Source organism: Streptomyces ipomoeae 91-03, assembly GCF_000317595.1.
Taxonomy (GTDB): domain Bacteria; phylum Actinomycetota; class Actinomycetes; order Streptomycetales; family Streptomycetaceae; genus Streptomyces; species Streptomyces ipomoeae.
Genome location: NZ_AEJC01000125.1, coordinates 1 through 3,223, shown reverse-complemented (window position 1 = coordinate 3,223; position 3,223 = coordinate 1). Strand labels below are relative to the sequence as shown.

The 3,223-nt window shown below is 71.3% G+C and carries 4 protein-coding genes and 2 tRNA genes; 1 reads left to right on the top strand and 5 read right to left on the bottom strand.

Going from position 1 to position 3,223, the window contains the following annotated elements; translation table 11 throughout:
• Nucleotides 1-118: 118 nt before the first annotated feature.
• The 5 genes from STRIP9103_RS08440 to STRIP9103_RS08420 all read right to left on the bottom strand — a co-directional run bounded on the left by STRIP9103_RS08440 (nt 119) and on the right by STRIP9103_RS08420 (nt 1,556).
• Nucleotides 119-547 carry a MaoC family dehydratase gene (locus STRIP9103_RS08440; protein ID WP_009303770.1) on the bottom strand — a complete coding sequence of 143 codons (429 nt, stop codon included), beginning with the start codon at nt 545-547 and terminating at the stop codon, nt 119-121.
• Nucleotides 548-554: 7 nt separating this feature from the next.
• A complete protein-coding gene (locus tag STRIP9103_RS08435; protein ID WP_009303773.1) occupies nt 555-1,007 on the bottom strand; it encodes a MaoC family dehydratase N-terminal domain-containing protein in 453 nt (150 codons plus the stop codon).
• 102 nt (nt 1,008-1,109) lie between these two features.
• On the bottom strand, nt 1,110-1,274 hold the full coding sequence (rpmG, locus tag STRIP9103_RS08430; RefSeq protein ID WP_003948671.1) for a 50S ribosomal protein L33: 165 nt from the start codon (nt 1,272-1,274) through the stop codon (nt 1,110-1,112).
• A gap of 90 nt (nt 1,275-1,364) precedes the next feature.
• A tRNA-Met gene (locus tag STRIP9103_RS08425) sits at nt 1,365-1,437 on the bottom strand.
• A gap of 46 nt (nt 1,438-1,483) precedes the next feature.
• Nucleotides 1,484-1,556 (bottom strand) — tRNA-Thr (locus STRIP9103_RS08420).
• Between the two features lie 328 nt (nt 1,557-1,884).
• Here STRIP9103_RS08420 and STRIP9103_RS08415 point away from each other — a divergent pair.
• Complete coding sequence (locus tag STRIP9103_RS08415; protein WP_009303772.1) at nt 1,885-3,165, top strand: amidohydrolase family protein; 1,281 nt, start codon at nt 1,885-1,887, stop codon at nt 3,163-3,165.
• Nucleotides 3,166-3,223 lie beyond the last annotated feature (58 nt).

The window sequence follows — 3,223 nt, the reverse complement described above, 5'->3', positions numbered from 1 at the left end:
CCCCGACACGTCCCCTTCCCGCCGTACGCGACTGCGGGCAGTCACACCATCCCGGTCCAGCCGCAGACAGTCGTACGTGGGACGGCCCCGCCGAGAGGGCATGGCCGTCCCTCTGCGTTCAGCCCAGTCGTACGACCGCTCGGGACATGCCCAGCACCTTCTGGCCGGCACTCATGGCGGTGAGGTCGACGCGGACGGTGTTGTCATCGAGTTTGGCGCCGATCTTGGCGGTGACCTCGATGGTGGCGCCATGGTCGTCGTTGGGGACGACGACGGGCTTGGTGAAGCGGACGCCGTACTCGACGAGCGCGCCCGGGTCGCCGACCCAGTCGGTGACGACGCGGATCGCCTCGGCCATGGTGAACATGCCGTGGGCGATGACGTCGGGCAGGCCGACCTCCTTGGCGAACTTCTCGTTCCAGTGGATGGGGTTGAAGTCGCCGGAGGCGCCCGCGTACTGGACGAGGGTGGCGCGGGTCACGCCGAAGGTCTGGGCGGGCAGTTCGGTGCCGACCTCGACGTCGTCGTAGGAGATCTTCGCGGTCATCGAATCGTCACGCCTCCTCGGCCGCGCGGGCCACGAGCTTGGTCCAGGCGGTCACGACGTGCTCGCCGGCCTCGTCGTGGACCTCGCCGCGGATGTCCAGGATGTCGTTGCCCGCGAGGGACTTGACGGCCTCGATGGTCGAGGTGACGGTGAGCCGGTCGCCGGCGCGCACGGGGCGCTTGTAGGCGAACTTCTGGTCGCCGTGCACCACGCGGCTGTAGTCGAGGCCCAGCTGCGGGTCGGAGACGACCAGCCCGGCGGCCTTGAAGGTGATCGAGAACACGAAGGTGGGCGGGGCGATCACATCGGGGTACCCGAGCGCCTTGGCGGCCTCCGGGTCCGTGTACGCCGGGTTGGCGTCCCCCACGGCCTCCGCGAACTCGCGGATCTTCTCCCGGCCGACCTCGTAGGGGTCGGTGGGCGGGTAGGTCCGCCCCACGAAGGACTGGTCGAGCGCCATGGCTCGGCACCTCCTGGTTGCTCTACTGACCGGTACTGGGCCACTCAACGACGCGAGGCCGCCCCCAATCGCTTGGGGACGGCCTCGTCGTACGAGCCTGAATTATCGCGTCTCGCGGTGCGCGGTGTGCGCGTTGCAACGCGGGCAGTGCTTCTTCATCTCAAGACGGTCCGGGTTGTTACGCCGGTTCTTCTTGGTGATGTAGTTCCGCTCCTTGCACTCCACGCAGGCCAGCGTGATCTTCGGGCGGACGTCGGTGGCAGCCACGTGAGTGCTCCTTGACGAACGGATGGGATTGGTTTAACGCAAGAAAGAGTAGCCGATCGAAGGACCGACCCCGCAATCGGCTACTGTGAGTAGCGGTGACCGGACTTGAACCGGTGACACAGCGATTATGAGCCGCTTGCTCTACCGACTGAGCTACACCGCTGCGATGCGATAGGGACCCGCCTCGCGGCGGGAACCTTTCACACCAGAGCCCCAATACGGAATCGAACCGTAGACCTTCTCCTTACCATGGAGACGCTCTGCCGACTGAGCTATTGGGGCGAGCGATGAAGACATTACACGCCCCACGGCCGTTCGCCCAAATCCGTTTCCCGGCTCTTGTCCATGGCTCGTTCACAGACCGTCCAGGGCCCCTTCAGAGACCGTCCGGCCACCGTCCGGGCAGGTTCTCCGTCACGTTTCCCGAGGCCCGTCCGCCTCTCCAGCACCGCCGTTCCCGGCCGTCCCGGCGGTCCCCGGCCAGGTGAACCACACCGGTACGACTATTGCTCTCCTCCGCGCCGACGGCGGACGGCCCGCCTAGGCTCGACTCACCCTGCGTGATCTTGTGACCCTCACCGTGCAGCCGTCGTCGAGTCCCGGGAGCGCGATGCCCGACAGCCAGCCGCAGCCGTCCCCCTCCCCGTCCGGCCCGCCCTCGGGACCGGACGGGACCGGCGCCCTGCTGCTGTGCGGTGCGCGACTCACCGACGGCCGTGCCGTGGACGTACGGCTGGGCGGCGGGCGGATCGAGGCGGTCGGCACGGCGGGCAGCCTGAGGACGTGCGGACCCGCCGCCTCCGGAGCCCCCGTCACCCGCGTGGACCTCAGCGGCCATCTGCTCCTCCCCGCCCCCGTCGAGCCGCACGCCCACGGCGACACGGCCCTGTCGGCCGATGACGAGGGGCCGGTCTCGTACGACGGTCAGGACGTGCAGCGGCGGGTCACCGAGGCGGCGTTGCTCCAGCTCGGGCATGGCGCCACCGCGCTGCGCTCGCACGTCCACGTGGGCGATGTACAGGGTCTGGGCGCGCTGACGGCGGCGCTCCAGGCGCAGCGGGCGCTGCGCGGGCTGGTCGAGGTGACGACGGTGGCGATGCCCCGGGTCCTGACCGGGGTGGCCGGGGCGAACGGGCTCGCGATGCTGCGGGACGCGGTGAAGATGGGCGCCTCGGTGGTGGGCGGCTGTCCGGATCTGGACCCCGATCCCACCGGGTATGTCGAGGCGGTGCTGCAGGTCGCCTCCGAGCAGGGCTGTCCGGTGGACCTGCACACCGACGCCGACGACCCGGCCCGGCTCGCCCGGCTGGCGGCCATGGCGGGCGGGCTGCGGCCCGGTGTCACCCTCGGCCCGTGCGGCGGGCTCGCGCGGCTGCCCTCCCAGGCCGCCTCCCGCGCCGCCGACCAGCTCGCGGCGGCCGGCGTGACCGTCGTCTGCCTGCCCCAGGGCGGCTGCGGCACGATCGACCGCCGGGGCACCGCGCCCGTACGGCTACTGCGCGCGGCCGGGGTGCGGGTCGCGGCGGGCAGCGGGGCGCTGCGGGACGTGTCCAACCCGGTGGGGCGCGGTGATCCGCTGGAGGCCGCGTATCTGCTGGCCTCGCGCTACGGGCTGCGCGCCGAGGAGGCGTACGACGCGGTGAGTGGCGCCGCCCGGGCCGCGCTGGGGCTGCCCGAGGTCCGCGTGGAGGCGGGCTTCCCGGCCGAGTTGCTCGCCGTGCGGGGCGACCGGCTCGCGGGCGCGCTCTCCCTGGCGTACAGCCGAATCGTGGTGCACCGGGGGCGCGTGGTGGCGCGGACGAGCGCGGTACGGGAGTTCTGCGGGTCATCGGCCAAGGCGGGGCCGGATCTGCCTCGGCAGGGGCGTCAGGGGTGGGGGGAGCCGTCGTAGGCGGCGTGAGGGGCTCGGTGTCGGGTGTCTCGGGTCTCTCGGGTCTCTTGAAGGCGGG